The 26,852-nt window shown below is 42.6% G+C and carries 37 protein-coding genes and 2 tRNA genes; 17 read left to right on the forward strand and 22 right to left on the reverse strand.

Features of this window, described 5'->3' with window-relative positions:
- Nucleotides 1–126: 126 nt before the first annotated feature.
- From lepA to FTV30_RS06090, 10 genes are all read left to right on the forward strand, one after another.
- Nucleotides 127–1,944 carry a translation elongation factor 4 gene (lepA, locus tag FTV30_RS06045; protein ID WP_005097556.1) on the forward strand — a complete coding sequence of 606 codons (1,818 nt, stop codon included), beginning with the start codon at nt 127–129 and terminating at the stop codon, nt 1,942–1,944.
- Between the two features lie 20 nt (nt 1,945–1,964).
- On the forward strand, nt 1,965–2,792 hold the full coding sequence (gene lepB / locus FTV30_RS06050) for a signal peptidase I (protein WP_180001197.1): 828 nt from the start codon (nt 1,965–1,967) through the stop codon (nt 2,790–2,792).
- A gap of 24 nt (nt 2,793–2,816) precedes the next feature.
- The gene (locus tag FTV30_RS06055) at nt 2,817–3,188 is read left to right on the forward strand and encodes a DUF4845 domain-containing protein (RefSeq protein ID WP_005170117.1); all 372 of its coding nucleotides are present in this window, start codon (nt 2,817–2,819) and stop codon (nt 3,186–3,188) included.
- Nucleotides 3,160–3,858 carry a ribonuclease III gene (rnc, locus tag FTV30_RS06060; RefSeq protein WP_159138197.1) on the forward strand — a complete coding sequence of 233 codons (699 nt, stop codon included), beginning with the start codon at nt 3,160–3,162 and terminating at the stop codon, nt 3,856–3,858. Before FTV30_RS06055 ends, rnc begins: the two co-directional genes overlap by 29 nt.
- Nucleotides 3,858–4,886, forward strand: coding sequence for a GTPase Era (era, locus tag FTV30_RS06065; RefSeq protein WP_005097549.1), 1,029 nt, complete (start codon nt 3,858–3,860; stop codon nt 4,884–4,886). Before rnc ends, era begins: the two co-directional genes overlap by 1 nt.
- Nucleotides 4,887–4,923: 37 nt before the next feature.
- Nucleotides 4,924–5,118, forward strand: coding sequence for an NF038104 family lipoprotein (locus FTV30_RS06070; RefSeq protein ID WP_005097547.1), 195 nt, complete (start codon nt 4,924–4,926; stop codon nt 5,116–5,118).
- Between the two features lie 11 nt (nt 5,119–5,129).
- Entirely contained in the window at nt 5,130–5,840 is a 711-nt protein-coding gene (locus tag FTV30_RS06075; RefSeq protein ID WP_074383331.1) for a DNA repair protein RecO, read from the forward strand.
- A 13-nt stretch (nt 5,841–5,853) separates the two neighbouring features.
- The gene (gene pdxJ, locus FTV30_RS06080) at nt 5,854–6,579 is read left to right on the forward strand and encodes a pyridoxine 5'-phosphate synthase (protein ID WP_005170127.1); all 726 of its coding nucleotides are present in this window, start codon (nt 5,854–5,856) and stop codon (nt 6,577–6,579) included.
- Between the two features lie 13 nt (nt 6,580–6,592).
- The gene (locus FTV30_RS06085) at nt 6,593–7,246 is read left to right on the forward strand and encodes a tRNA-(ms[2]io[6]A)-hydroxylase (protein ID WP_005097541.1); all 654 of its coding nucleotides are present in this window, start codon (nt 6,593–6,595) and stop codon (nt 7,244–7,246) included.
- A gap of 136 nt (nt 7,247–7,382) precedes the next feature.
- On the forward strand, nt 7,383–8,216 hold the full coding sequence (locus tag FTV30_RS06090; RefSeq protein WP_180001198.1) for a DUF4198 domain-containing protein: 834 nt from the start codon (nt 7,383–7,385) through the stop codon (nt 8,214–8,216).
- A gap of 90 nt (nt 8,217–8,306) precedes the next feature.
- Here the strand turns inward: FTV30_RS06090 and FTV30_RS06095 are convergent.
- A tRNA-Asn gene (locus FTV30_RS06095) sits at nt 8,307–8,382 on the reverse strand.
- A gap of 236 nt (nt 8,383–8,618) precedes the next feature.
- Here FTV30_RS06095 and FTV30_RS06100 point away from each other — a divergent pair.
- Nucleotides 8,619–9,074, forward strand: a complete 456-nt coding sequence (locus tag FTV30_RS06100) for a hypothetical protein (RefSeq protein WP_180001199.1) — start codon at nt 8,619–8,621, stop codon at nt 9,072–9,074.
- A gap of 35 nt (nt 9,075–9,109) precedes the next feature.
- Here FTV30_RS06100 and FTV30_RS06105 read toward each other — a convergent pair whose 3' ends face one another.
- The 3 genes from FTV30_RS06105 to map all read right to left on the reverse strand — a co-directional run bounded on the left by FTV30_RS06105 (nt 9,110) and on the right by map (nt 12,149).
- On the reverse strand, nt 9,110–9,547 hold the full coding sequence (locus FTV30_RS06105; RefSeq protein WP_100357436.1) for a PaaI family thioesterase: 438 nt from the start codon (nt 9,545–9,547) through the stop codon (nt 9,110–9,112).
- 286 nt (nt 9,548–9,833) lie between these two features.
- Nucleotides 9,834–11,069 carry a pyridoxal phosphate-dependent aminotransferase gene (locus FTV30_RS06110; RefSeq protein ID WP_180001200.1) on the reverse strand — a complete coding sequence of 412 codons (1,236 nt, stop codon included), beginning with the start codon at nt 11,067–11,069 and terminating at the stop codon, nt 9,834–9,836.
- Between the two features lie 252 nt (nt 11,070–11,321).
- The gene (gene map, locus FTV30_RS06115; protein ID WP_005097535.1) at nt 11,322–12,149 is read right to left on the reverse strand and encodes a type I methionyl aminopeptidase; all 828 of its coding nucleotides are present in this window, start codon (nt 12,147–12,149) and stop codon (nt 11,322–11,324) included.
- Nucleotides 12,150–12,620: 471 nt separating this feature from the next.
- Here map and rpsB point away from each other — a divergent pair, with 471 nt between their 5' ends.
- The 4 genes from rpsB (at nt 12,621) to FTV30_RS16495 (ending at nt 15,045) form a co-directional block, all read left to right on the forward strand.
- On the forward strand, nt 12,621–13,367 hold the full coding sequence (rpsB, locus tag FTV30_RS06120) for a 30S ribosomal protein S2 (protein WP_005097534.1): 747 nt from the start codon (nt 12,621–12,623) through the stop codon (nt 13,365–13,367).
- A gap of 142 nt (nt 13,368–13,509) precedes the next feature.
- Complete coding sequence (gene tsf / locus FTV30_RS06125) at nt 13,510–14,385, forward strand: translation elongation factor Ts (protein ID WP_005097533.1); 876 nt, start codon at nt 13,510–13,512, stop codon at nt 14,383–14,385.
- Nucleotides 14,386–14,795: 410 nt separating this feature from the next.
- Complete coding sequence (locus FTV30_RS16490; RefSeq protein WP_347929327.1) at nt 14,796–14,936, forward strand: DUF3465 domain-containing protein; 141 nt, start codon at nt 14,796–14,798, stop codon at nt 14,934–14,936.
- Complete coding sequence (locus FTV30_RS16495; protein ID WP_347929744.1) at nt 14,902–15,045, forward strand: DUF3465 domain-containing protein; 144 nt, start codon at nt 14,902–14,904, stop codon at nt 15,043–15,045. The genes FTV30_RS16490 and FTV30_RS16495 overlap by 35 nt, the downstream gene beginning before the upstream one ends.
- Nucleotides 15,046–15,063: 18 nt before the next feature.
- Here the strand turns inward: FTV30_RS16495 and FTV30_RS06135 are convergent, their stop codons facing one another.
- The 7 genes from FTV30_RS06135 to FTV30_RS06165 all read right to left on the reverse strand — a co-directional run bounded on the left by FTV30_RS06135 (nt 15,064) and on the right by FTV30_RS06165 (nt 21,158).
- The gene (locus tag FTV30_RS06135) at nt 15,064–15,519 is read right to left on the reverse strand and encodes a DUF962 domain-containing protein (RefSeq protein ID WP_005097532.1); all 456 of its coding nucleotides are present in this window, start codon (nt 15,517–15,519) and stop codon (nt 15,064–15,066) included.
- A gap of 245 nt (nt 15,520–15,764) precedes the next feature.
- Nucleotides 15,765–16,379 (reverse strand): septal ring lytic transglycosylase RlpA family protein, encoded by a 615-nt coding sequence (locus FTV30_RS06140; RefSeq protein ID WP_005097531.1) that lies wholly within the window; start codon nt 16,377–16,379, stop codon nt 15,765–15,767.
- Between the two features lie 290 nt (nt 16,380–16,669).
- Nucleotides 16,670–17,671, reverse strand: a complete 1,002-nt coding sequence (gene mltB / locus FTV30_RS06145; RefSeq protein ID WP_074383547.1) for a lytic murein transglycosylase B — start codon at nt 17,669–17,671, stop codon at nt 16,670–16,672.
- A 294-nt stretch (nt 17,672–17,965) separates the two neighbouring features.
- Nucleotides 17,966–18,619, reverse strand: coding sequence for a hypothetical protein (locus FTV30_RS06150; RefSeq protein ID WP_180001201.1), 654 nt, complete (start codon nt 18,617–18,619; stop codon nt 17,966–17,968).
- Between the two features lie 18 nt (nt 18,620–18,637).
- Nucleotides 18,638–19,453: an NADPH-dependent 7-cyano-7-deazaguanine reductase QueF gene (gene queF, locus FTV30_RS06155; protein ID WP_180001202.1), complete on the reverse strand. Its 816-nt coding sequence runs from the start codon at nt 19,451–19,453 to the stop codon at nt 18,638–18,640.
- The gene (locus FTV30_RS06160) at nt 19,453–20,226 is read right to left on the reverse strand and encodes an ABC transporter permease (protein WP_005097525.1); all 774 of its coding nucleotides are present in this window, start codon (nt 20,224–20,226) and stop codon (nt 19,453–19,455) included. Before FTV30_RS06160 ends, queF begins: the two co-directional genes overlap by 1 nt.
- Nucleotides 20,223–21,158, reverse strand: coding sequence for an ABC transporter ATP-binding protein (locus FTV30_RS06165; protein WP_005170164.1), 936 nt, complete (start codon nt 21,156–21,158; stop codon nt 20,223–20,225). The genes FTV30_RS06160 and FTV30_RS06165 overlap by 4 nt, the downstream gene beginning before the upstream one ends.
- 178 nt (nt 21,159–21,336) lie before the next feature.
- Between FTV30_RS06165 and FTV30_RS06170 the strand changes: the two genes are divergently transcribed.
- Nucleotides 21,337–21,412: transfer RNA gene (locus FTV30_RS06170), tRNA-Arg, on the forward strand.
- An 81-nt stretch (nt 21,413–21,493) separates the two neighbouring features.
- Here FTV30_RS06170 and FTV30_RS06175 read toward each other — a convergent pair.
- From FTV30_RS06175 to FTV30_RS06225, 11 genes are all read right to left on the reverse strand, one after another.
- Entirely contained in the window at nt 21,494–21,760 is a 267-nt protein-coding gene (locus tag FTV30_RS06175) for a hypothetical protein (protein ID WP_180001203.1), read from the reverse strand.
- On the reverse strand, nt 21,757–22,068 hold the full coding sequence (locus FTV30_RS06180) for a hypothetical protein (protein ID WP_180001204.1): 312 nt from the start codon (nt 22,066–22,068) through the stop codon (nt 21,757–21,759). The genes FTV30_RS06175 and FTV30_RS06180 overlap by 4 nt, the downstream gene beginning before the upstream one ends.
- Complete coding sequence (locus tag FTV30_RS06185; protein ID WP_180001205.1) at nt 22,065–22,226, reverse strand: hypothetical protein; 162 nt, start codon at nt 22,224–22,226, stop codon at nt 22,065–22,067. The genes FTV30_RS06180 and FTV30_RS06185 overlap by 4 nt, the downstream gene beginning before the upstream one ends.
- Complete coding sequence (locus FTV30_RS06190; protein WP_180001206.1) at nt 22,219–22,443, reverse strand: hypothetical protein; 225 nt, start codon at nt 22,441–22,443, stop codon at nt 22,219–22,221. The genes FTV30_RS06185 and FTV30_RS06190 overlap by 8 nt, the downstream gene beginning before the upstream one ends.
- Nucleotides 22,436–22,768 carry a hypothetical protein gene (locus FTV30_RS16255; RefSeq protein ID WP_257228912.1) on the reverse strand — a complete coding sequence of 111 codons (333 nt, stop codon included), beginning with the start codon at nt 22,766–22,768 and terminating at the stop codon, nt 22,436–22,438. Before FTV30_RS16255 ends, FTV30_RS06190 begins: the two co-directional genes overlap by 8 nt.
- Nucleotides 22,768–23,010 carry a hypothetical protein gene (locus FTV30_RS06200; protein ID WP_180001207.1) on the reverse strand — a complete coding sequence of 81 codons (243 nt, stop codon included), beginning with the start codon at nt 23,008–23,010 and terminating at the stop codon, nt 22,768–22,770. The genes FTV30_RS16255 and FTV30_RS06200 overlap by 1 nt, the downstream gene beginning before the upstream one ends.
- 130 nt (nt 23,011–23,140) lie before the next feature.
- Nucleotides 23,141–24,133: a recombinase RecT gene (locus tag FTV30_RS06205; protein ID WP_180001208.1), complete on the reverse strand. Its 993-nt coding sequence runs from the start codon at nt 24,131–24,133 to the stop codon at nt 23,141–23,143.
- A gap of 4 nt (nt 24,134–24,137) precedes the next feature.
- Nucleotides 24,138–24,350, reverse strand: coding sequence for a hypothetical protein (locus tag FTV30_RS06210; protein WP_180001209.1), 213 nt, complete (start codon nt 24,348–24,350; stop codon nt 24,138–24,140).
- Between the two features lie 7 nt (nt 24,351–24,357).
- Nucleotides 24,358–25,338, reverse strand: a complete 981-nt coding sequence (locus tag FTV30_RS06215) for a lambda-exonuclease family protein (RefSeq protein ID WP_180001210.1) — start codon at nt 25,336–25,338, stop codon at nt 24,358–24,360.
- Nucleotides 25,335–25,682 carry a hypothetical protein gene (locus FTV30_RS06220; RefSeq protein ID WP_180001211.1) on the reverse strand — a complete coding sequence of 116 codons (348 nt, stop codon included), beginning with the start codon at nt 25,680–25,682 and terminating at the stop codon, nt 25,335–25,337. Before FTV30_RS06220 ends, FTV30_RS06215 begins: the two co-directional genes overlap by 4 nt.
- 192 nt (nt 25,683–25,874) lie before the next feature.
- Entirely contained in the window at nt 25,875–26,528 is a 654-nt protein-coding gene (locus FTV30_RS06225) for a LexA family protein (RefSeq protein ID WP_373683707.1), read from the reverse strand.
- A gap of 106 nt (nt 26,529–26,634) precedes the next feature.
- Here FTV30_RS06225 and FTV30_RS06230 point away from each other — a divergent pair, with 106 nt between their 5' ends.
- Nucleotides 26,635–26,850 (forward strand): hypothetical protein, encoded by a 216-nt coding sequence (locus FTV30_RS06230; protein WP_180001213.1) that lies wholly within the window; start codon nt 26,635–26,637, stop codon nt 26,848–26,850.
- Nucleotides 26,851–26,852: the final 2 nt, after the last annotated feature.

Below are 26,852 nucleotides of genomic sequence, written 5' to 3' on the forward strand. Positions count from 1 at the left end.
GGACAAAGCTAAAAATATAATTCTTTTTCTAGATCACCATTCTGCTATAATCCTTCGCAATTTCTATTCGGCTTTTGTTATGTAATATTTTTAAATTACATAGCGCGTTTTTTCTCAAGGTAACCCATGGCGCAAGCTAAAAAATCTGTTGATATTAAAAACATTCGTAACTTCTCGATTATTGCGCATATTGACCACGGTAAATCGACCCTCGCAGATCGCTTTATTCAGACCTGTGGTGGTTTGCAAGATCGTGAAATGCAGGCTCAAGTCCTCGATTCTATGGAGCTTGAGCGCGAACGTGGGATTACCATTAAAGCCACTTCGGTGACGCTAAACTATACCCATCCAAATGGTGAGGTTTATCAGCTGAACTTTATTGATACGCCGGGACACGTCGACTTCTCGTATGAAGTGTCGCGATCGCTCGCAGCCTGTGAAGGTGCTTTATTAGTCGTTGATGCCGCACAAGGTGTGGAAGCACAGTCTGTCGCCAACTGCTATACCGCGATTGAGCAAGGTCTGGAAGTACTGCCTGTACTGAACAAGATCGATTTGCCACAAGCTGAACCTGAGCGTGTGATTCACGAGATTGAAGAAATTATCGGCATTGAAGCGACAGAAGCACCGACATGTTCAGCCAAAACCGGTCTGGGCATTGAAAATGTTTTAGAAACCCTGGTGAATGTGATTCCGGCACCGGTCGGTGATCGCGAAGCGCCGTTGCAAGCCCTGATTGTAGATTCATGGTTTGACAACTACCTTGGGGTAGTTTCTCTGGTACGTGTAAAGCAGGGTCGTGTGCGTAAAGGCGACAAGATGTTGATGAAATCAACAGGTCAAACGCACATCATTACTTCTGTTGGGATCTTTAATCCGAAACATACTGAAACAGGCATGTTGGAAGCAGGCGAAGTCGGCTTCGTGATTGCCGGTATTAAAGATATTTTCGGTGCGCCGGTGGGTGATACCATTACCTTGGCAACCACACCTGAAGTTGCAACCCTACCGGGCTTTAAAAAAGTAAAACCGCAGGTTTATGCCGGTTTATTCCCGATTGATGCCAGTGACTTTGAACCGTTTCGTGAAGCTTTACATAAACTGCAAATTAATGACTCGGCCTTGTTCTTTGAACCGGAAAGTTCGGATGCACTTGGTTTTGGTTTCCGCTGTGGCTTCTTGGGCATGCTACACATGGAGATTGTACAAGAGCGTTTAGAGCGCGAGTATGATCTTGATCTGATTTCTTCTGCGCCCACCGTAATTTATGAAGCGGTGATGAAAAATGGCCAGACGATTTATATCGACAGCCCATCTAAAATGCCGGATGGTTCAACCGTAGAAGATTTACGTGAACCGATTGCCGAATGTCATATTTTAGTACCGCAAGAATATCTGGGTAATGTCATGACCTTGTGTATCGAGCGCCGTGGCATACAAAAAGACATGAAATTCCTCGGCAATCAGGTGTCGATTACTTTTGAAATTCCAATGGCAGAAGTGGTCATGGATTTCTTCGATAAATTGAAGTCTTGTTCACGTGGTTTTGCATCCCTCGACTATAACTTTGTCCGTTTTGAAAGTTCTTCATTGGTAAAAGTAGATGTACTGATCAATGGTGAAAAAGTCGATGCTCTGGCAATGATCTGTCACCGTAACGACGCGCGTCATCGTGGCATTGCGCTGGTGGAAAAAATGAAAGACCTGATTCCACGTCAAATGTTTGATGTCGCAATTCAGGCGGCAATTGGTGCGCAAATCATTGCACGTTCTACTGTAAAAGCCATGCGTAAAAACGTATTGGCCAAATGTTATGGTGGTGACGTGTCACGTAAGAAAAAACTTCTGTCTAAACAGAAAGAAGGTAAGAAACGCATGAAGCAGGTGGGTAGTGTCGAAATCCCGCAAGAAGCGTTCCTCGCTGTGTTAAAAGTCGAACGCTAGAAGAATAAGGATATAAGCCCATGGATTTTGATTTTAATTTGATTCTTGTTCCTGCGACGCTGTTTTTTGTCGCACTGTGGTTGCTTGACAAGTTTGTCCTGAAACAAAGACAAACTCGCGGCAAGGGCAATGAAAATTTTATCATTACCTGGGCTTATGACTTTTGGCCAGTACTGACGATTGTACTGGTGCTGCGTTCGTTCTTGTTTGAACCGTTTAATATTCCATCGGATTCAATGGTGCCAACCCTGGAAACTGGGGACTTTATTCTGGTGAATAAATTTGACTATGGCGTGAAACTGCCTATAGTCAACACTAAAATTATTGATACTGGCAGTCCAGAGCGTGGTGATGTGGCAGTATTCCGTTATCCACCACAACCGACCATCAGCTATATCAAGCGTATTATTGGTTTACCCGGTGATCATATTGTCTATGATCATGGTCAGTTGAGCATCAATGGTGAACAAGTAGCGAAAGTTCCAGTGGAATTTAGCCGTGAAAAAGATCGTCTGGATACACCCAATGCCATTTATCATAAAGAAACTTTAGGTCAGCATAGCTTTACCATGCGTGAGCTGGAAGGGGTCAATGTCGCGCGTCAGGCGCCTTATATTAACTTTGTGGAAAATGGTAAATATTCAAGTGAAAATGGTTTATATTGGGAAGTAAAGGTGCCAGAAGGTCATTACTTTGCGATGGGGGATAATCGCGATCAGAGTGCTGACAGCCGTTTCTGGGGGCTTGTTCCGGAAGAAAACTTAACAGGTCGTGCATTCTATATCTGGATGCATAAAGAACCTGGCTTTAAATTGCCATCGTTTGGTCGCAACGGGACAATCGATTAATTGTTTCAATCAGGAAAATAAAAAATGAGACATCAACAAGGTGCTTCGTATATTGGGATTTTATTTGCAATCGTGGGGTTTGCATTTCTAGCCAAAGTAGCGATTGCAGTGTGGGGACCCTACTTTGATGATCGTATGGTCGATGGTGAAATTGAGGCGCTGTTAAAAAGTGCGCCAGCCAATATAACACCAGAAAAATTCCGTCAGCAGATGGATCAGCGTTTATCAATGAATAATATTCGCGATCTGAAGTTTGATGAAATTGCCAAAGTTATCCATACCGATGGTTTGCAGATACACAAGAATTATGAAATTCGTAAAAATTTCATAATGAATATCGATTTAGTGATGAAGTTTGAGAAAAATTTTGATCAAAGCGCAGTCAAAACTCAATGATGAACGTCTTGCCAGACGGATCGGTTATCAGTTTAAACAAGCTGAACTGCTCAAGCTGGCACTGACCCATCGTTCAGTCAGTCATAAACAAAACTATGAACGCCTAGAATTTCTAGGCGATTCTCTTTTAGGGATGATCATTGCGAATTATCTCTTCACTGCCTACCCAAGCGAAAACGAAGGCCGGCTGACGCGTATGCGTGCCACCTTGGTTCGACAGGAAGCATTGGGGAAAATCGCCAATGATTTAAAACTCAGTCAGAATTTAATTCTCAGTACCGGTGAATTGAAATCTGGCGGTCATCATCGCGAGTCTATACTGGCAGATACTGTAGAAGCCATTATTGGCGCAATCTATGTGGATTGCGCTGATCTCACTGTGTTAGAGCCGATTGTGTTAAAATGGTATGAACCGTATTTGGATCATATTGAACCGACCGATCAGCTTAAAGACCCTAAATCACGTTTACAAGAGTATCTACAAGCACGTAAGAAACCTCTCCCAGTTTACGAGGTTGTAGATATTCAAGGTGATGCCCCTAATCAGCATTTTAAAGTGGAATGTGAGATTGAGGGATTACCGACCATGCAAGGTGAAGGCGCCAGCCGACGTTTTGCTGAACAAGCCGTTGCGGCAGATATTTTAAAACTTTTGGAGCATAAGTCTTAATGACTACTCATTCCGATCACATTGATGCTGATCACGAGTCGCAAAGCGACAGTCACGACCTGGTAAATCAATTTTTTAGCGCACAAGGCACCGAAATTCCGTCGGATTATCGCAGTGGTTTTGTCGCTATTGTAGGTCGCCCGAATGTGGGTAAATCTACCTTAATGAACCATATTTTGGGTCAGAAACTCTCAATTACCTCACGTAAACCGCAAACCACACGGCATAAAATTGTCGGGATTGATTCGCGTGAAAAGTCTCAGGCGGTATTCGTGGATACGCCGGGGATGCATAAAAAGGAAGTACGTGCCATCAATAAAATGATGAACCGTGCTGCCCATTCGGCTTTACGTGATGTGAATCTGGTTTTGTTTGTGGTGGATGCACAGAAGTGGACGCCGAATGATGATCTGGTACTGGAAAAGCTGAAAAATGCTGAAATGCCGGTGATTCTGGTGATCAACAAATTAGATACTTTTGAGAACAAGAACGAAGCTTTACCACTGATTCGTGAGCGTGAAAAGCTGATGAACTTTGCGGAAATCGTACCTGTTTCTGCACTTCGTGGTGCCAATCTTGAGCATTTACGTGACACGATTGCCAAGTATCTGCCGTTCCAGCCGCCATTGTACTCCCTGGATCAACTAACTGACCGTTCAGAGCGTTTCCTGGCTTCTGAAATTATTCGTGAAAAAATCATGCGTCAGCTGGGTGAAGAACTGCCCTATGATTTAACCGTGCAGATTGAATCATTCAAAACTGAACAGCCAGTGATGAATGAAAAGACTGGTCGTATGAAGCCGGCCTGTACCTATATTGATGCTACGATTTTTGTCGATCGTCCGAGCCAGAAAGCCATTGTGATTGGTGAGAAAGGCGTTAAGCTGAAAAAAATCGGTATGGATGCACGTCTCGACATGGAAAAAATGTTCGAACAGAAAATCATGCTGACCCTTTGGGTGAAAGTCAAAGGCGGCTGGTCTGATGATGAACGTGCATTGAAAAGCTTAGGTTATAGCGATATCTAAGTTATAAAATTAATAAGCCCCTTTAAGGAATTTCGTGATGATGAAAGTGTTGGCAGTGCTTGCATGTGTTTTATTCTTGCAAGGCTGTATCCATAAAGTGGTCACGGTTCCTGTCAAGGTGGCTTATAAAACCACAAAAGTCGCAGTCAAAGGCACTGCGGCTGTTGTGGGCGCAGTCATCCCGGATGGAGATGACGACGATGATAAAAAATCAAAAAAAGATAAGGATTAAAGTGTCCGCTTATGCGTAACGAAGTACTGCATGGTTATCTGATTCATCATCGTAAGTACCGTGAGCGCAGCCATATTGTGCATTTATTTACCCAGGAATACGGTCGTATGGATGGCATTCTCCGGCAAACACCGCCGCCGCAATATCAGCCCATCAGTTTGCAAGCCACCGGAAAATCAGAACTCAAAAACTTTACCAAACTGGAAATTGTCAATCAGCCGATTTTCTTTTTTGGCGATGCCTTTTTTTCAGGCTTTTATCTGAATGAAGTCCTGTTGCGTTTGTGCCCCCTAGAAGTGGAAATGCCGCAAACCTTTGCCAAATATGCAGAGACATTAACTGCATTGCAGCAATTATCAGAACAATCTAATCCCAATTTATACTTAAAACAGATTTTGCGGCAATTTGAACATATCTTGCTGGAAGAACTCGGTTATGGTCTGGATTTTTCCCTAGATGCTCATCAGGTACAAATCGATCCGTTACAACACTATTATTTTCAGCTCAATGCCGGTTTTATGCCATCGGCCAAAGCATTACGCTCTACCATGTCAGGTCAGCAGATTTTAAGTATGCTAGATCATGAAAATGGTGGGGATTTTAATCCGGAACAGTTACAATTGTTGACGAAACTGTATCGACAGGTGATCACGGCCTTATTGGGTGATCGGCCATTAAAAAGTCGGCAACTCTGGATTCAAAACTCTCAATCTCAAACGTAGTTAGGAAAAGATTATGGCTGCATTACTTGGTGTCAATATTGACCATGTCGCAACATTAAGACAAGCACGTGGTACAACGTACCCAGACCCAGTCAATGCTGCATTGATCTGTGAGCAGGCCGGGGCAGAGGGCATTACCTTGCACTTGCGTGAAGACCGTCGTCACATTCAGGATGAAGATGTGCGTCGTATGCGTCCTGCACTGAAAACCCGTATGAACCTCGAGCTGGCGGTAACAGATGAGATGGTCGCTTTTGCCAAGGAAATTAAACCGCATCATGTCTGTTTTGTCCCTGAAAAACGTCAGGAAGTCACCACTGAAGGTGGTCTGGATGTGGTGACCCATTTCGAATCAGTCAAAGCAGCTACGCAAGAACTGGCGGCGATTGGTTGTGATGTGTCTTTGTTTATTGATGCTGATTTTGCCCAAATTGATGCAGCAGTTGCTTGTGGTGCACCGACCATCGAGATTCATACCGGTGCTTATGCCGATGCAGAAACGCCTGAAGCCCAGCAGGCTGAGCTTGAGCGCATTATTAAAGGCGCTGAATATGCCGCATCGAAAGGTCTGGTAGTGAATGCAGGCCATGGTTTGAACCTGGATAATGTAACACCAATTGCGGCGATTCCACAAATTCATGAACTTAATATTGGTCACTCATTAATTGCAGATGCTGTATTTGTAGGTCTGGCACAAGCCGTTCAGCAAATGAAAGCTGTGATTAAGTCAGCACGTTAAGATCAGAATCGTTATGTCGAATATTAATTATGATGAACTGATGCAGCCGGTGATTGCTTTCTTGGGGTGTGAAACGCCCAAGGCATGGCTGGATGTGGCGGTCGAAAATCTTGAAATCTTGATGCAAGATCATGCCAACTGTGAAAAAAAAGCAGCCAGCACGGCCATGAATCTGATGTTTCGCTATAGTTACTTTGTTGATTTACAGGTGAAGCTTGCGCAGTTAGTGCGTGAAGAAATGCTGCATTATGAACAAGTGCTTGAACTGATGAACAAACGTGGACAGGCCTGGCAGAACTTAAGTGCGGGACGTTATGCCGGTGGCTTGCGCAAAGAAATCCGGACTTTTGAACCTGAAGCCTTGATTGATGTCTTGGTGATTGGTGCTTTTGTGGAAGCACGCTCTTGTGAGCGTTTCTACGCGCTGGCTTCGCGTGTGGATGATGAGTTGGCACGTTATTACCGTTACTTGCTTAAGTCTGAATCTCGTCACTTTGAGGACTATCTGGCTTTGGCGATGGATGTGGCGACCACGGCAAAATTGAAAAATCCGCAAGAGGATATTCAAAGCCGGATTGATCATATTCGTAACGTTGAAAAGCAGCTGATTCTGACACCAGATGACACTTTCCGTTTCCATAGCGGTGTTCCGGCTCAAGCGGCTTAATTGCAGTGAACATTTAAAAATCCTCCGTTCATGGGGGATTTTTTATATCCAGAGCAAATATATAAATGAGAATTATTTACATCTACAGACTTAATCCATAAAATACAGCAGATTTCTTAATAACGATGATGAAATAATGAATAAGCTGGTAAAAGTCATGCCTTTTTTGATCTTTGGAGTGATCAGCAGTACAGCCTTTGCACACTATCCTTATGTTGCCCCACTAAGTTATCAAACTTTTAACAATCACACTGCGATTGTATCTGGCTTTTATGACAATCCATTTGCCTCGGAAGTGGCGATTAAAAACTTTAAGTTTCATTATCATACGCCTACAGGCCAAAAGATTTATCTTGCAGATGATGCATGGACCAAAACACAAACCCTAAGTAGTTATAGTCTGGAAAATAAACAAGAGGGTACCTATCGGATTCGTGGCGAGAAACAGGGGAATAGCCTAAAGTATGCACAGGTTGCTCAAAAATGGAAAATGGTTCTAAGTGCTGTTCCAAAAGCCAATCAAGCCGCCAATCAAAATGTGATTTATCAGCAAGCGCTGAAGAAAAACATGCCACAGAAAACTGTGCAGACTATCGATATTATTGAAACCTTTGTCTCACGGCGTGTGACGTCGAATCAGGTCATTCAGCATATCCATGCTGGCTTTGATGTTCAATTTATCACGCATCCAAATGCATTTAAAAAATCTCAAGTGATTCAATTGAAAGTACTGGATGATAAAAAAGGAGTTGCGAATTTAAACGTTGAGATTTTGGCACAAACGACAGATTTTAGTCGTGATAAAAAAATCTATAAAGCGCTCACAACAGATGCGCAAGGGTTACTCAACTTTAATATGCAGGAAAAAGGCCAGTACTTAATGAAAATTGATTATCAGCAGCCTTTCGAAATAAAAAAGAATGATTTAAAGCGTTATAAATATACCTTGGCTTTTAATGTAATGGATTAAGCTAAAACGAGCCTGAAATCATTCAGGCTTGTTTTATAAAATATTAAACGAAAAAAAGCCCACTTCGTTATGAGTGGGCTTTTTAGTATTTGGCTCTCCAACCTGGGCTCGAACCAGGGACCTGCGGATTAACAGTCCGTCGCTCTACCGACTGAGCTATTGGAGAATCTGAAAGCGATTATAGAGGGATTTTGACAGGGGTCAAGCAAAAACTGTCATATTTATAACAAATTCAGCCTGTCTGTTTTTAATTTAGACAATTGCATAAATTTTACGAAAAATACTTGTCAGAATAAATTTCACTTGCTAGATTAAAACCATAAAGTCGTTTGACCAAATGGTCAAACAGTGTGGATTTAAACCTACTTGCCAGCACAAAAATGGCTAAACCGGAGACAGCGAATGAATACGCTCAGCATCCCTCAAATTTTCTCTCAACTCACTTATTATCAAGAAAACTATCTGCAGGTTATTGCAGATCCAGCACAGTATTATATTCCTGTTACAGATGCTCATATCAAGCTATGGCCCTTGGCGCAACAGTCCTTGTATCTAGGTGATTTGCTGCAATTGTGGTTTGCAGAAAAATGGTTGGTAGAAACTGAACGTCAATTTAGCTTTGAAGTGTTTTTGAATGCCGATTATCTGAAAGAGCAAAGCAAAGAATTATATATCTATGCCATTTCAGGTAATCTTTTGACCGGTACCAATCAATCCAAAGCTTGGCAGGCATCGACAGCGCAAATACAAGATGTAGAGCTGGCCAATGTGTCCAAGCATTATTTTGAGTTTCAGGGCTTAAGCCGACCACAGATCGCCTGTGTTCAAGCCGGACAGACGAAGGGCAATATTGCTTAGGTCATCGATTGAATGCTGGCCATAGGTTCTCCTGGTTATTCAGGGCGAATAATCATACAGGTCGCAGTGGCATGGGCATATAAACGGCCTTCTTCATCCAGAATCCGACCTTCAGCAATACCCAGATTTTTACTGAGGTTAATTGATTGTCCGGTCGCTTTAAGCTGCTGGTCTCGAGGAATCGGTCGGCACATTTTAACATTCAGATCAATCGTGCCATAACCGACCCCTGCTTCGAGTAAAGTATGAATCGCACAGCCTGTCACCGTGTCTAAAACAGTTGCTGCAAAACCACCATGCACGCCACCAAGCGGATTTAAATGCCGGTGATCGGCTTTGACTTTAAATTCTACGTATCCGCTTTGGATAACGGCAGGTTGCATCGACATGGTTTCGCTAATGCTTGGAGCGGGAATTTTCCCATCTCGCATCGCTTGTAATAAGGCCAAACCGTTCATTTCTTTTGGATTCATTCTGCTTTTCCTGTGATTATTCTTTAGCTGTTTCGATTTTATTTAAAAGTGAAACATCAATAATAGCAAGTGACATATTTTGATGTAATGTTGCTCATAGCAATAGTTATATTAGATGGTTAAAAGTTATTGTGGTTAAAATATTTATTTTTTTCAATGCTATGTGTGGCATACACTTTGGCTGCGATCATTTGTTTGATCTGCTTAAAATACGTTATCAAAAGCATCTTGGAATGGCATAAAAAAACCCGCGATCAACGCGGGTTTTCTAAATCAAGCGAGTTGATTATTGTGCCGCTTTTTCAGCTTCGATTGAAGCAATCGCAGCGTCAACGCCTTCGATTGAATCAGCAGCTTTCTTGATACGCGCAAGTGCATCAACCAACACTTCATCTGCAGTTGCATAAGAAATACGCATGAAACCGCCTAGACCGAATGCATCGCCAGGAACAACGGCAACGCCAGTTTCTTCCAGTAACCAAGCAGAGAATTCTGTGCAAGATTTCAAACCTTTGGCACGAATCAACGGCTTGATGTTTGCGTATGCATAGAATGCACCATCCGCAGGTAAGCAAGAAATACCATTGATGTCATTCAAGCCTTTCACAACCAGGTCATGACGACGTTTGAATGCTTCAATCATTGGCTCAAGTACATCTTGTGGACCATTCAATGCAGCTTCGGCAGCAACTTGTGAAATTGAAGTTGGATTTGAAGTGGATTGTGACTGGATTTTTTTCATCGCACCGATCAGTTTAGTAGGGCCCGCTGCATAGCCAATACGCCAGCCAGTCATTGCATAGGCTTTAGATACACCGTTTAACACGATTGTGCGGTCATACAGGTCTGGTGCAACAGTGGCGATGTTATAGAACTCATCTTCCCAACGAATCGGTTCATACATGTCATCAGACGCGATGAATACTTCAGGGTATTTACGCAGTACCTCAGCCAAAGCAAGAAGTTCTTCTTTGGTGTAGATCATGCCAGTCGGGTTAGAGGGACTGTTCAATACCACTAAACGTGTTTTGTCAGTGATCGCAGCTTCTAGTTGTTCAGGTGTGATTTTGAAACGCTGTTCTTCACCACATTTCACAATCACAGGTACGCCTTCAGCGATGATCACCATATCCGGGTAGCTGACCCAGAAAGGTGCAGGAATGATAACTTCATCACCTTTGTTCAACAAAGCCAAAGACAGGTTAAAGAATGATTGTTTACCACCACAAGAAACCAGAATCTGGTTTGCTGCGTAGTCTAGGTTATTGTCACGTTTCAATTTAGCAATAATGGCTTTTTTAAGACCTGGCGTACCGTCAACAGCGGTGTATTTGGTGAAACCGTTGTTAATCGCTGCAATTGCTGCATCTTTGATGTGTTGCGGTGTATCAAAATCTGGCTCACCTGCGCCCAAACCAATAACATTATGACCTGCAGCTTTTAATTCAGCAGCTTTGTTGGTCACAGCAAGCGTTGGGGACGGTTTGATGGCATTTACACGATCAGAGAGACGTACGTCCACGGCAGTATTCCTTCTTATAGGGATTAAAAAATAAAAAGCACATTATCTTAGCTTAAAATGCGAGGCATGGGGCAAAAGAATTTGGAAAACTTTGAGGAAAAAATGGTGTACTTGCAGAGCTTTATCTTGAACTCCGATGCCAAGGGACAACAGTTAAAAGGCTTGAGTTATCCAGTAAACCCCCATAAGCCAGTCAATATAAACTAAAAATGGCCACTTTATAGTGACCATTTTGTGGTGTTGTCTTGGTACTTATTTATTAAAGCGTGACAGATCTTCATCCGGACGCGCGGTTAAGATTTCAACCCCTGTTTTAGTGACGAGCAGGGTATGTTCATATTGTGCTGACAATGAATGGTCTTTGGTGACCACCGTCCATTTATCACCCAGTAATTTGGTTTTCCAGTCGCCACCATTCACCATAGGCTCAATGGTAAAAGTCATGCCTTCTTCTAAAATCATCCCGGTATCTGGCTGGCCGTAATGCAATACTTGCGGTTCGTCATGGAAAGTCGTGCCAATTCCATGACCACAATATTCACGTACCACACCAAAACGTTCAGATTCGACATATTTTTGAATCACGTGGCCAATATCGCCAATGGTTGACCCTGGTTTTACAGTTTCAATACCCCGGTACATGGCTTCTTGCGCTACTTTACATAGACGGTTAGCAAGAATAGACGTTTCACCACCGACGATGTACATCATGTTGGTATCTCCATGATAGCCATCTTTAATCACAGTGACATCGATATTCAGAATGTCACCTTTTTTCAACTTTTTACTATCCGATGGAATGCCGTGACACACCACATGATTCACAGAAGTGCAAATCACATGCTGGAAAGCAGGCCGACCTGGTGCTGCACCATAACCTAAGCAGGCTGGAATGGCTTGTTGTTGGTTAACAATATAGTCATGACAAATCGTATCAAGTTCTAGCGTAGTAACACCTGGAACAATATGCGGTTTGATCATATCCAATACTTCTGCCGCCAGTCGCCCTGCCACACGCATTTTTTCAATTTCGTCAGGGGTTTTGATAAGTCGACGTGGCGCTTGGTAAGTGTTGTTCATGATCTCTAAAAACTTTTGGAAATTTGTGTGTGACTATGGTATAAATAGCCGCCCATTTTATCAAATGCTTTTTCGTGAATAAATTTCACGGGCTTTGTGCGATGGGGCAAAAAATCCGCACATATATCGACACATTACTCTGGGTGCTTCTAGGGATTGTTGTCACTTTATATGTGAGTTGCGTTGTCAGCTAAAATTTCGTCATGCGAGGCATGAAACGATGGTAATGGTATTCCCTTATCGAGTTTCATAACGAAGTATGAGGGGATTTTAGCTACAACCCTTCGGGATAGGGACGTTTTTTGACGCTACTGCGTTATGAATAGTTTATTTAGAATGTTAAATCTCACTATTCATGCCTTGTATCGCTAAAAAATGTCCTCTGTCGCAACCACTGATAAAATGACAGCAATCCCTTGGGTGGAGAATGCGGGTATATGGAGGCCTAACCCAAACTTTAAGGTAAAGAAAATGGCAGATTACAACGTAGGCATGCGCGACCTTCTACAAGCAGGCGCACACTTTGGTCACCAAACACGTTTTTGGAACCCAAAAATGCGCGATTACATCTTTGGTGCGCGTAACAAAATTCACATCATCAACCTTGAGCACACTGTTCCTGCGTTAAATGATGCTTTGAACTTTGCTAACAACTTGGCGAGCAAAAAGAACAAAGTTTTGTTTGTTGGTACTAAGCGCGCAGCTTCTGCAATCATCCGTGAACAAGCGCAACGTGCTGGTCAACCATATGTTGATCACCGCTGGTTAGGTGGTATGTTGACGAACTGGAAAACACTTCGCCAATCTATCAACCGTCTAAAAGACCTTCAAACTCAATCTCAAGACGGTACTTTCCTTAAGCTAACTAAACGTGAAGCTTTAGAACGTACTCGTGAGATGGAAAAACTTGAACGCGGTCTTGGCGGCGTGAAAAACATGGGTGGTTTACCTGACGCATTATTCGTAATCGACGTTGATCACGAAGCAATTGCAATCAAAGAAGCAAAGAACCTTGGTATTCCTGTAATCGGTATCGTTGATACAAACTCTAACCCAGACAACGTAGATTACGTTATTCCGGGTAACGATGATGCGATCCGTGCAGTAACACTGTATGCTTCTGCTATGGCTGATGCGATTCTTGCTGGTAAAGAATATGCTCAATCACAAGCGAATGCACAAGCTAAAGCAGAAGAAGCTCCAGCTTCTGAGGCTTAATGCGTTTGACGCAAGCTTGTCATTTTTGCGACATGTGATGGTGGCAAAGTAAGCGTTATGTATGCAGGCGGCCCATGAGAACTCCTCTGGGCCGTTTCTGTTCTAAAAAGAATTCATTTTCTACCGAATTTAGGAGATAAACATGACTGCAGTTACAGCAAGCATGGTTAAAGAATTGCGCGATCGTACTGGTCTTGCAATGATGGAATGTAAAAAAGCTTTGACAGAGGCGGGCGGCGACGTTGAATTAGCGATCGATAACCTACGTAAATCTGGTCAAGCGAAAGCTGCTAAAAAAGCGGGTAACATCGCTGCTGATGGCGCGATCACGATTGCTCAAGAAGGCAACAAAGCACTTCTTTTAGAAGTAAACTGCCAGACTGACTTCGTTGCAAAAGATGAAAACTTTGCTGGTTTCTCTGCGAAAGTTGCGGCTGCTGCACTTGCTGCAAACGTAACTGATCCTGCTCAAATCGCTGAATTGAAACTAGAAGATGGTGCAACTGTAGAAGAAGCGCGTATCGCTCTTGTTCAAAAAATCGGTGAAAACATCCAAGTACGTCGTGCGAAAATTGTTGAAGGTGCTAACCTTGCAGTTTACAAACACGGTCTTCGTATCGGTGTTGTTGTTTCTTATACTGGTGATGAAGCAACTGGTAAAGGCTTGGCAATGCACGTTGCTGCGTTCAACCCAGTCGCTGTAAATGCTGAAGGCGTTTCTGCTGAGCTTATCGCGAAAGAGAAAGAAATTGCTGAAGCGAAAGCACTTGAATCTGGCAAGCCAGCAAACATCGTTGAGAAGATGGTTGTGGGTTCTGTTGAGAAATACTTGAACGAAGTTGTTCTTGAGCGTCAAATGTACGTAATCGACAACGACAAGAAAGTTGCTGACGTTCTTAAAGCAACAGGTACTACTGTAGCTGAATTCGTTCGTTTCGAAGTTGGTGAAGGTATCGAGAAGAAAGCTGAAATGAGTTTCGCAGAAGAAGTTGCTGCTGCTCAGGCTGCTGCTCAATAATTCGGTAACGAATTATAAAGAAGCTCCACTTTGTGGGGCTTTTTTTATATCTGCATAAAAATACAATAAGTCGAAAGCGGTAGTTTTTCTTGGAAAATGCGAGTTTGCTTAGAAAGTACGCGTGATAAAATCAACGAAATTTAAAGAATTGAAAATCATTAATAGCGCATATAAAACCGACATGGGTATTGGGGCGATGATTGCTTATTGATTGCTGTATATCTGTGTTGATACCTAGCAAAACCAGTTTGAGTGGAGCTCCTTAACACAAAGTCAGCCAAGTCGCCACACCGACACTCATTTTGAAGCTATGTCTCAAGATGATCTCAATAAAATTTAGACTGCTTTTCAACATCATCAGGGTGCTATTGGGGTTCGATCTTATCGAACAATGATTGCAACGTTAGGTGATGATCATAAAGGATCACGCTATTAAGAGTTCATGCTTGAATGATCAAATTGTATTGGTGACATATAATATCGATTCCGCACCCGGCATTGGTTCGATTCAAAAAGATGATATTGTCGAATTTTATAGTGAATATAAATAGCGAGAAGGGGGATGTGGCGCACTGGATGCATCATGATTGTGCCCGAAAACATGTGTATGGCCGGTTAAAACATCAAGGAAGAACCTATCAAGAAGGTTCTTCTCATTAGAAAAAATGAAGAATGCTGCTAAATGCTCTTCATGTCTCGTATCTGGCGACTTTTCCAGGAAGGTGCTACTTTAGCTAAATAAGCATCCATGCACCAAATCGGGCCAATAAGAAGGAATTGAAGGTCTTTAAAGAAAGATGGCTTTTTGCCTTCCACTTTGTGGCCATAAAACTGACCAATCCAGGCAAAAACAAATAGGCCAACATAAAAACCGGCACCGACTGGCAGAATCCAGATTAACCAGGCCATGATCAATGTTAAAGCAGCCATTGCAACTGCCAAAACAATATCTAGTCGGGCATAGAAAATAAAAGCCAGAGCTAGCAGAAGGGCGGTCAGTAAAGCACTAAAGTGCGCAATAATGCCAATAATCGAAAAATAGATAGTCGGTACGCAGACCCAGTGAATCAGCTTATTGGTTTTGTTTTGATGACTGTCACTATATTCATCCAGCCATTCAGATATTGTTTTCATTATTCGCTCCATTCCATGAATACGTTGTGCTTGCCTGAAAATATAAAGCAGAATCTAGGTTTGGTCAAAAGTTAATCGTGCCAGAACGTGAATTTTATTTGGCGAATTTGCAACATTCAAGCTGTAATGGACAGGTAGCCGGAGATAAGAGGAACTATAGATTGATTGTCATTTTTCTATAACTTGAAGTTAATAAAAAAGCCACATTACTGTGGCTTTTGGTTAAATGTATTGCAAGTTAAATCTTAAGAATTTGGACCAGCGACACGCTCAATACTGACATTGCCAACACCGGCATTGGTAATGCCGAGTTTCTTCGCTGCGCCATAAGATAAATCGACGACACGGTTACCATGGAATGGGCCGCGGTCATTGACTTTAACCACTACGCTTTTACCATTATTTCTATTGGTCACACGAATATAACAGTTCAATGGCAGGCTACGATGAGCAGCAGTCATTGCATTCATGTCAAAGGTTTCACCGCTTGCAGTTTTACGGCCGTGGAACTGGCGACCATACCAAGAGGCTGTACCTGTCTGACTGAACTTGCGTACAGTATTAGAAGCCACGGTATTCAGTTTTTCAATCACTGAAGGCTCTTCTGCAGGAATTTCAATTTTCGCTGCAATGGTTTCACGGCGAACTTTATCGCCAGAACGCTCAGTGATTGAAAGGCTGTTCAAATTGGTGAAATTTGAATTGAAGCTTTGAGCTTCTTTATTTAATACACGCGTTGCAAGGCGCGAATTGTCATTTTCGTGATTAAACGAAGATGACGGAACCATATCTGCCTGCGATTGCGTCAGTGTGACTATCGTGGCAATAGCCATAAAATACTTCAAAATTGAAGAATGCATCGAATCAACTCCTAACAGCATATCGCATGGATTTGTTCATAAGTAACTGAAAAACCATGTAAACACGCCTGATATTTAACTTATGCAACTACATTTAACGAAATGGATAATATTCATGCCTGCAATATCCTGTCTAGTATTTAATTAAAATAGTTTAAAAAAGAACTTAAAATAAACAATGAGTGATTAAAATATGATCAATATTGTAACACAATATTAAAATTGATCAATATTTGCTCATAATCACTCATAAAAATGTTGACTTTAATAATTTATATTAAATTCTCATGTTAACGGCTAGTAATTTCTGTACCTAATAACCACAATGCAGTGGCATACATTCGGCTGCGATTATAAGTAGTAATCACTTGAAAATTTGGATAAGTAATATAGTAAATATGCCCATAATTTTCTTGTAATTGAATTACATTGACCAAGTCTAGATCGTCAATTTGAACAATAGGATTCATTGGGCTAATCCCTTGTGTTTTTAACACACCATATGGGCTAGGTTGAGTCAGATCTTTGGCAATTACCGCATCCGGGTTCGAGCCACTATAACGGGCCGGAAAAGCAATCGGTTGATTACGCTGCCAGCCATGCTGGGCTAAATAGTTGGCAATCGAGCCAATCGCATCTACTGCTGAATTACGCAGGTCAATATGTCCGTTACCATCGTAGTCCACGCCGAATTTTGGAATATTACTTGGCATGAATTGTGGATAACCGACCGCACCTGCATAAGAGCCGACGATAGAAGAAGCTGAAACGCCATCTTTATAAGACCAGGCAATTAATGCCGCCAGTTCATCTTGAAAATACTGGGCACGACGCTCATAACCAAAACCTAAGGTGGCCAGCGCATCACGGGTGACAAAAGAACCCTTATTGGTACCAAAGCCGGTTTCTACCCCTAAAATCCCGAGAATGATTGACTGTGGTACACCAAACTGCTGTTCAGCGCGATTCAGCGTTTCCGCATATTGCTGTTTAAAGCGCACACCGCGTTGAATGGTCGACTCAGCCAGAAAGTTGGTTTTATAAGAATACCAAGGCTTGCTTTCACCTGGACGATTCATAATATTGATGATATTGGGCAGGTTGCGCGCCCCGTTCATGGCTGAATCGACTTGCTGGGCACTCAGTCCATAATTTTGCATGGCAGTCTGTTTAAAACTGGCATAAGAGGGATGAGATTGGAAATCGTTGGCCAGACTGAAACTGCTGAGACCGAATGCGGTCAATGCGATTGAAAGCTGTTTAAATTTTTTATAAAAATTCGATTTCAACATCTTGGTACGATTTCCAATTTTTGATAAGTTGCGGGCAATGTTATTTGAATCATGCCATGAAAAAGATTAAGAAATTTTTTCAATCATGAGGCTGTAAAAACCAGATTAAAGATAACATTCGGATGATTAAGAGACCTAGATGCATATACAAAAATAGTGAAAGACTGGCTATTTTTGCGTCAGTTTGCCTTGTGGAGCTGCTTATCTGTAACAAGCTATTTCATTGAACATAAAAAAGCCTGACCGAAGTCAGGCTAATTTCAAAAAATCACTCTTAGATGACTCTATGCAGACCTATTCTGTATAGAACAAGGTGTCATGATATTCAGCCATGGCGCGAAGCTCATCCTTGCTCAGATTGAGAATGATTTTATCTGCAGCCATATTGATGGCCTTAATCACAGCAGAAGCACCAATATCTGCTGCCTTGCGTTTGATCATGCCGAGATCTAAGGTCTTATTAAAATCGACCATAAAGTGACGTACCGTCGCTTCACCAAACTGCTTATACAGGTTGCTAAACATTTGTTTGTCGATACTCTGACCGGCTTTTAGTTCCGCATAATGATGTTTTAAATTGGTCACCAGATTGGCATCCAGCGACTCACCAATACGGATTTGTCCTTCAGGGTCTTTAAACAGACTACGTTCAGAGAAAGCAATAGATTGCTTCACCACATCATTCGGCGCTTTACTCAATAACTGTTTCAGCAATACCGCCACAGTTGACTTGATATAGCCCGCCAGTTTTTCCGCAGTATCGCGCTTATCACTTGCAGGAAAACGACGCACCAGTTCCGTGAGAATCGCATCAATAATTTCATCATTAATCATCAATGCGGTTTTATCACGGAGTGGGTAAAGCGGCTCATTTGAATTTTTATTTTGTTGTGCAGTCTGAATTGTATTTAAAAGCTCTGCAGAAGGAATAAAACCAAAAAATGGCATTGTTAAACCTCAATGTTTTTATTGTCGCGCTAATCGAATAGGGCGAGGCATCCATGTTAAATCCGATACACGGCAAGGGTTGATATCCAACCCACCACGGCGTGTATAGGTTGCGTAGACCATCAGCTTTTCCGGTTTCAGTTGTTGCCAGAGATCGGCAAACATCTGCTCCACGCATTGTTCGTGAAAACCGTTATGCTGACGATAAGAAATAATATAAGCCAAAATACTCTTATAACAAGGTTTTTTGCCCTGATAGCGTATAAATACTGTACCCCAATCCGGTTGTCCAGTGACTGGGCAGTTACTTCTTAATAAATGTGAATACAGCTGGATTTCAACTTCTTCGGTATGGTTCGCATCCAGAGCCAAAAGACTCGCATCAGGATGATTTTCCAGACGTTCCGGAATTAGTTCATCAATGCAGATGCCTTCAGGCTTGGCAACTTCCAAGTCATCAACCTGAAATAAATCTAACGTAATCTCTGCGCCAGCCGCAGCAGATAAATCTTTTTCCACCGTGGCGATAAAGTCAGCTTGAGATTCAAATTTGGCAAAATTCAAACTATTAAAGTAGAGCTTGAGTGATTTGGATTCAATCAGATTCGGCGAAGAAGCAGGCAGGCTGATCCGTCCAATTGCGACTTGCGGCACACCGGCTGAATTTAACCAGGAAATTTCAAAAACATGCCACCAGTCGGTGCCTTGCTGAATCGCTTCAACATGTGCGTATTGTTCACGGGCAGGCGCGCGCGAAATTGGAAACAGAACATCCGGCTGATATTCTGTCGGGTAATTGGTGTCTTTACCAAGGAGAGATTGTTCTACACTCATTATTCACGCATTCCTGAACCACGGGAGAGTAAATGATAGGCCAATGCATAGAGCAGGCCGCAACATAAGGTGACCACTGCAAGTGAAACAGTTACATTGACATCGCTATGTCCTAAAATGCCATAGCGGAAGGCATTGACCATATACACCACAGGGTTGATCAAAGATAAATTTTGCCAGAATGGACTTAAGGCAGAAATTGCATAAAACACACCGCCTAAATAAGTCAGTGGCGTTAAAACAAAGGTCGGGATAATCGAAATATCATCAAAAGATTTGGCATAGACGGCATTGATAAAACCACCCAAAGAAAACAGCAGGGAGGTAATCAATACGGTATAAATCGTCACAAACCAGTTGGTAATGTATAGATCCGCAAAAAACAAACTTACGGCACTAACAATAATCGCCACCAGTACTCCACGAATCACACCGCCCAGCACATGTCCCCAAAGAATGGCATGCATCGGTACCGGACTCATGACCAGCTCTTCAATACTCTTTTGAAATTTTGAACTGAAAAAACTGGAAGAGACGTTGGCATAGCTGTTGGTAATCACGGCCATCATGATCAGACCGGGCACAATGAACTCCATATAGCTATAGCCGCCCATGTCTCCAATCCGCGAACCGATCAGATTGCCGAAAATCACGAAATACAAGCTCATGGTGATGGCAGGTGGTAACAAGGTTTGCGGCCAGATCCGCATAAAACGGCGGACTTCTTTATATACAATGGTATATAAAGCTACGCTGAGTTGATTAATGTTCATTGCGCAGCTCCATCCAGATTTTTTTCGACCATTTTGACAAAAAGCTCTTCCAGACGATTGGATTTGTTACGCATACTGCGTACCTGAATATTCTGTGATTCCAATAGCTGGAACAGATCATTCATGCTATGTGCCTTGTCCATGGTAATTTCTAAGGTCATCGGGTCGATTAAATTAAAACGTACCCCGATAATCTCCAGATGCAAAGGTTCAATCGGTGCTGCAAGATCAAAAATAAAGGATTCTTCATTCAGCTGACTTAGGAAGCTCTTCATGCTGGTGTCTTCTTTAATCACACCACGATCGATAATCGCAATGCGGCGACACAGCATTTCGGCTTCTTCTAAATAGTGGGTGGTGAGAATGATGGATGTCCCTTGCTCATTCATCTCGTTCAAAAACTCCCACATTGAACGACGTAATTCGATGTCGACACCCGCAGTTGGCTCATCCAGAATCAAAAGTTTCGGTTCATGCATCATGGCACGTGCAATCATCAAGCGACGTTTCATACCGCCCGACAGCATACGCGCCTGCGTTGCACGTTTTTCCCATAGGCCCAGCTTGGTCAGATAGAGTTCAGCCCGTTGCTGTGCAATTTTTTTAGGAATACCGTAATAGCCGGCTTGCGTCACCAGAATGTCGAAAGTTTTTTCAAACTGGGCGAAGTTAAATTCCTGAGGAACCACACCTAAACACTGTTTGGCTTGGGAGGGATGGGTATCCAGGTTATGACCAAAAATTTCGACTGTGCCGGCGGTTTTTTTTGTTAATGAACTGATAATACCGATGGTGGTGGATTTTCCGGCGCCATTTGGCCCCAGAAGTGCATAAAACTCACCTTCTGGTACATTTAAGTTGATTCCTTTTAATGCCTGAAAGCCATTGCGATAGGTCTTTGACACATCTCTTAAGATCAGTGCATCAGTCATGAATATCTCAAATGGTGAAAAGTTGAGATATTGTGAGTGATCTTGGAAAATAAGCCAAGTGATTCACATGGAATTCTGTGTTGCTGTTTTGGAACATTGTATAAAGTCTAAGCATAAAATGACGAAGTTATAGATAGTTGCTTTACCTTATGATTTTTTTTGTTATGATGTGCATCGCGCGCTCATAGCTCAACTGGATAGAGTACAGGTCTCCGAAGCCTGTGGCGTGGGTTCGAGTCCCGCTGAGCGCACCACTACTATCTATAAAATCAATAACTTGTAATACCTTTGGCGTAATTCTGGCGTAATCCATATTTTAATCAAGAAAAACCCCGCTATATTTTGCGGGGTCTGCCTACTGCTTTTTTTAAATCTTCCGGCCTACTTTCTAGCCAGTCAGATAATTTTTTTAAATTCCATCTTCGACCTTTTGTGGTTTCTGTAATGTATCTTGGTTTTGGAAAACCTTTTAAGCAAATAATGGATGATTTGAAATACACACCACCATATCCTAAAAATTCTGCCGCCTGATCATCTGTCAACCAAATGTCTGAAGGTGGCAGGGCAACAACCAGGTTACCCATATTTACCATTGCTGTCATTGACTCACCTCCAATCTTTTACCTGCTTCGATTTCTACATCAGTGGCATGACGGATAATCCTTTCATTCCACCACGGCCCATCCATTTCACCATCTTCAACAGTCATTAAGTCATCATGCCAAAGCTTAAGCATGACGTATTTATCACCAACCTCATACATCTTGTGTTCACGGCGGTATTCGAGCATTGCGCTGCGAATCATGCTAGTAGTCACAGATGCACAGCATTGAAGAATGGAGTTTTGTTCTTTTAACTGAAGCTCACGCTTCGCTTTTTCATACCCGCCCAACCGTTCAATTAGATTCATGACACCTCTCCCAAAGACTTCACCACACCACTCGGCAACCCAAACACATCTTTAAAAGCCTTATCAAATTCACCGCTTTCAATGAATTGATCCATCAGGTTTACTTGCTTATCGATCTCTAATTCTTTGTCGACATTTGTTTGTTGAATTTCAGTCATTGGCTTCATCCTCAATGTATGCCGACATTTCTATATAGTCGTATGCCCATTCGCGAAGAATTTCATTTTGAATAAATTCGTCTTTTTCAAAGAATCCCAATTTATCCCACTCTTCCTCAGAAATATGCTCACTTAGAAAAGTCTCTTCCTCGCGATTAGCTACAGGAAAACCGATTGACAGCTTTAGTTCGATTTTTATCTTGTTGAAATCAGTCATTGGCTGGCTCCTGTGCTTCGATTACTGCTAAAAGCTCATTTGCAGAACAAACAGCTTCATCATAATCATTGGGATTGAGTGCTTTATTCAGCGTATCCTTTGACACCAAAACAAACCCTTCCGGCACCGCTTGGGCTTTGGCTGCTTGCCATGTGCACCAGCTTGAATTAATTTCATTCAGGGCTTCGCTATATTCCTCATCCCATTCAATTAGCTCATAAACATTTTCCAATTCGTTATATTGAATATTCGGCAAATATTTGAAACCCACACCTTGTGAAAGCAGGTGTTTTTCATGAGCAATTTTTTCTTTCTGAATATCCATCACGCCACCTTCACATCTAAATAATCAGGGTTATCCAGGTGTTCTTCATATTCATCGAATAGCACCTGACATGCCGCATTACCTGTTAAATCTTTCTTTAAGAGCACGTAACTCAACGTCTTGCGTGTGCCTTTGCCTGAAAATGTAGAACTACCATCTGTAAGCTCATTTTTGGTATAGCCCAATTTTTCTAACCAAAGCTTGAAACCGACTTTATGTTTCTTTTTAATTCTGAAGATCATCTGTATCCCCAAGTGTTCGCAAAATTTTGCAGGCAATCATCAATACCAAATAGGTTGATATTGCGGTAAGTTCTAACCCGACCCTTGTGCTGCACAAGCAGCACGCGGGTCATTGAAGAGTAGGGGTAACTCATGGCGTTAGCGCCGCTTCTTGTGCTTCATACGCTGAGTTGATTTCATGGAGCTGACCCTCAGTCATCTGAGCCGTAAAAGGCTCAAAGCGTGAAGCCATGATGGCGTTAAGTGCTTCCAGATCGGCAGTGTTGCCAATTTCCTCAATTACCGCCTGAACGGATTCAGCAGGAAAAGCCTGAGCGGCCTTTAGCTCTTTACGCTTAGCTTTAAATACTTCACCGATTTCAGACTTAGCTGGCTCACCTAAATTCAACTCAGCAATGTCAGCACCGATCTGATCGAGTTCCTCAAGAGGGGTGGCGTTATCAATACGCTGGTAGTACGGGGTCAGGTCAATTTCTGTAGCAACCGACTCGACAGCATCTTTCTTTTTGGCCATGCGCGCTTTCAGCGATGACGATCCGCTATTTGCCTTCGTTGTACTGGTTTCTGGTGCAGTGGGAGTAATGTCAATTTCCTTATCTTTCTCCTCCTCGGCAATTGCCATGCCCTTAAGGACATCCGGGAACACATCACGCAGAGCATAGGAACGTGCACGTAGCTTCAACATGCGCTTTGGATACTGCGTCCAAGGCCCTTGTTTACCTGATAGACCTGCCTTTTTCGCATCCTCCATTGTGAATACTGAAGCAACTGGTTCTTCATTTTTCCGCTTCACAGTTACAGTGGCTTTTTGACCATCTTCGGAAATCTCCTCGCGGATGAAATCGAGCAGACCAGATCCACGAACAAGGGCAAGCATTGCATCGCCCCAGATAGAAGGGCGACCATTAATCACAGCAATGTTTTGCATAGCTTGTAATGGCTGTAAGCCAATTTCAGCACCCCATTGCATAGCAACAAGGATGTTGCCAGGCTTGCGCTGGTAGTCCTTCGGCACGATGTCGGAGCCAGCCAAAAGCTCTGCAATTTGCATTGCTTCTTGGAGGTTGTTCGGAGTTAGAAAATTTACAGCTTGGTTTGTTGGAGCTTTAGCAATTGAGTTCATGGTATTAATCCTTTGAATTTAATTCTTTAAGTTTTTGAAGCATTTGGTATGCTGCCTCTATTTCTTCCGCATACAAATAAACTTCACGACCATCATCTGTATCTATGCCGTAAATTTCCCTACCACTACCGCCCTGATCCAGCAGTAGGGATATGAATGCCTCTTTACTGTCATAAGTTAATTTTGTGGTGACTTTCTTTATCGTCATTTGACCCATACCCACCTCAACCAATCCGCAAAACACGAGTGCTAGAAGTCTTCACAAATTGTTCGTAAATGTCTGGGTGAGCTGCTTTTAGCGCTTTGCTATCTAGGGTGTTGCGTTCTTGGTATTTGAATGTTGCTAGACGCTTTTCCTCAGCAATAATCATCTCCGCATCTTCCATGCGGGTGCAGATTTGTAGCTTGAGGGCATCTAACTCACCACTGGCTTCTTTGATCGTGGCGTTTAGGTCCTTGTACTCAGCGACCAGATTGGCAAGCTCATCATCTGCCTGAACTGCTTGATCAGGATTGTGAGTAGACCAGCGATGCAGAACATCATCAAACGTGGTTGGCTCTGGTGGTACGTCTGCCTGAACATGCTCATTCCAGAACTTTGAGCATTCATCTGTGAGCATTTCAAACAGCTCAGGATCGAATGCGACCTGATAGCTACGGAATTTCTGCCCACCGATTAGCACACCAAGGCCACACATCGAAGCACCTGTAATGCCCATATACCACTGCACTTGCGTCAGGTAATAATCTGGCACCTGTTCCGATTGCTCATCACCCCACAGCTTCGCTAGGTACTGGTTCGCTGTCTTGCATTCTAGAATGCGGTCAGTGGTCAGCTTTCCATCTTTGATCCGCACATTGCCTGAAATCTCTGGATTGATAATGGCACGGTCAATATTGGCACGCATCCAGTCATGTTCAGGGTGAGCAATCGTTGCATTAACACGCTGTACCTTTACGCCGTTACGCTTGGCATATTCTTTAGCCACGATGTCTTCAAGCATGTTGCCCCAATAGGCTGGCTCGCTGGTGCTATCTTCTAGTTCAGATCGGCCAGTCTTATCAAGCCAGAGCTGGTACGGTGAGCTGTACTTGCTTAGACCAAGGATTGCCGCAACGTCTGAACCACCAATACCAAGACGGCGTGATTGCAACCATTCTTGACGAGCATCTTCGATGCTTTGTAAATTTACTTGAGTATTCACTTCACACCCCCAACAATCGCAGCATTAATCTTTTCAATCTCATAACGATCAACATAGGCATTGATGGTCTTGTCAAAATGGACCACGTTCAGAATGTCCAGAAACTCGACTGAGGCATCGTCCAAGGCATACTCAACATAGATGCTGTAATCGTCAGCTTTGACAGTAGCGACACAGGTTTCATTGCAAGTAAGTTTAAGCACTTCATATTTTTGAGCGGTGATAACCACTTGAGGATTATCATCAGCCACTTTGGCAGGCTGGAAAGCGTAAGCTACTGCTATCCCCGCGCTGATTGATGCTGCAATGAATGCAGACTTGAGAATATTGGATTTAGTTGTCATAATGACCTCGCTATATGCAAGCCCCGCTGTTTTCCAGACCGCCGGGGCTTTTTGTTGTTTACGAGATCAATAGTAAAATAGATTTAACAAGTTGTAAAGTGATTCGGTAAAATAAATTTAACATCATTTTGATTTTATTTTTTTTAGACAAAAGAAAACCCGCCATATAAGCGGGTGTGATTGCTGTGTTTTTTAAATCTTTCGATATAAGCCAACAACCTTACCAACTAAGCGACAATCTTCTGTCAGCTTAATAATTTGCTCATCCCACTTCGGGTTTAATGGCTTCAGGTATTTGGTTGTACCTTCGATAATAAGCTGCTTAAAGGTGGCCTCATTATCCCCAGTGCAAGAAACAATAACCAAATCCCCAGTCTTTAAATCACTAACTTGAAAATCAGGATTTACATAAATGCGATCTTCAGGCTCAAACTTTGGAGACATTGAGATGCCAGTCACTACCAATCCATAGCCATTTTTCCCACACTCCTTGATTGGCGGCAGGTATTCGTCGATTTCTGCATCCTTTAAAACAGTCTGAATTGGATCAAACGCGCCAGCAGCAACCCAAGAAATAACAGGAACCGGACGGCCTTCAAAAGGTATTCTCTGGGAAATATCCACATTGTTATCAAACCTCGCCTGCGACTCTTTTCCCGACATAAGCCAGTTCGGGTCTACCTTGAGTGCGTTAGCTAGATTTGTAAGATTTTCGCCAGTTGGTGCTGATTTACCCTCTATCCAATTCCCTATGGTTGGGCGTGATACACCGATCATACGAGCAAGCTTTGCATTACTCACATCCATATCAAGCATTAATTTTGAAATTCTCTGACCAATACTCACAAGGTATTCCCTCATCTCAATGTAAAAACATTTTAACAAGTGGCGTTGTAAATGTATTTTACGTGTGGTAAATTATATTTAACATTTTAGTTAAGGGTTTTTTACTATGGACTTTTCTTCCGTAGCCTCTCTTAAAAAGCACTTCGATGCCGATTCAGATCAAAAGTTAGCTGAAGCATTGGCAAAAATTGGAATTTTAAGAACTGGCTCACGACAAACAATTTATTTGTGGGGTGGCGTTGTTCCTCAACACGTTCAGGACGCACTTGAGCTTCGCCAGTACCGCATGAACGACAAGCAAAGAAGGGAAAAAGTGAGCTAAAC

This window comes from Acinetobacter sp. YH12255, from assembly GCF_013417355.1.
Lineage (GTDB): Bacteria > Pseudomonadota > Gammaproteobacteria > Pseudomonadales > Moraxellaceae > Acinetobacter > Acinetobacter pseudolwoffii.